Annotated in this window: 1 protein-coding gene; it reads left to right on the plus strand. The window is 74.4% G+C overall.

What is annotated here, in order from left to right; translation table 11 throughout:
* On the plus strand, positions 1-1,144 hold a 1,144-nt coding region (locus ACFYWL_RS31260; RefSeq protein ID WP_386980462.1), incomplete at both ends, for a HelD family protein.

Consider the following 1,144-nt stretch of genomic DNA (forward strand, 5'->3'; position numbering starts at 1 on the left):
CGTGGAGTCCCTCGACATCACCGACGTCACCGCGAACTGGGTCAACGCCGCGGCCCTGGCCCACCAGATCGAGGAGCGCATCAAGGCGCTGGCCGACCTCGGCGGCACCCCGCTGTTCTTCGGCCGCCTCGACTACCTGCACGCGCCGGGCGCGGGGCGGGCGGAGGGTGCGCCCGGCGAGCGCTTCTACATCGGGCGTCGGCACGTCCACGACGCCGACGGCGATCCGATGGTCGTCGACTGGCGGGCCCCGGTGTCGCAGCCGTTCTACCGGGCTTCGGTGAAGGCCCCGATGGGCGTCCGGCTGCGCCGGCGCTTCGGCTACACCGGCGGGGACCTGACGGCGTACGAGGACGAGCACCTGTCCGCCCCGCGGGAGACCGCCCGCACCAGCCGGCTGCTCCAGCGGGAGATCGAACGCCCCCGGGTGGGTCCGATGCGGGACATCGTGGCGACGATCCAGCCCGAACAGGACGAGATCGTACGGTCCGGGCTCGGCGGCACGGTCTGTGTGCAGGGCGGCCCCGGCACCGGCAAGACGGCGGTCGGCCTGCACCGGGTCGCCTACCTGCTGTACGCGCACCGCGAGCGGCTGGCCCGCACCGGCACGCTCGTCATCGGGCCGAACCGGTCCTTCCTGCACTACATCGAGCAGGTGCTGCCCGCCCTGGGGGAGTTGACGGTCCGCCAGGCCACGGTGGACGACCTGGTGGGGCACGTGGAGGTGCGCGGCACGGACGACGCGGCGGCCGCCGTCGTCAAGGGCGACGCGAGGATGGCGCAGGTGCTGCGCCGGGCGGTGTACGCGCAGGTCACGCCGCCGACGGAGCCGGTGGTCGTGGTGCGCGGCGCACGCCGGTGGCGGGTCCCGGCGTACGAACTCCAGGACATCGTCCAGGAGTTGCTGGACCGCGGACTGCGCTACGGTGCCGCCCGCGAGGCGCTGCCGCAGCGGATCGCGCACGCGGTGCTGGTGCAGATGGAGCGCTCCGGGGAGGCCCCGGACGACCGGGTGCAGGACGCGGTGGCCCGCAGCAGCGCGGTGAAGGCGGCGGTGAGGGCGATCTGGCCGTCGGTGGACCCGGCGAAGCTCGTGCTGCGGCTGCTCGGCGACGCCGGCTTCCTCGCCGAGCACGCCGGAGGT

The organism is Micromonospora sp. NPDC002575, assembly GCF_042889525.1.
GTDB classification, from domain to species: domain Bacteria; phylum Actinomycetota; class Actinomycetes; order Mycobacteriales; family Micromonosporaceae; genus Micromonospora; species Micromonospora carbonacea.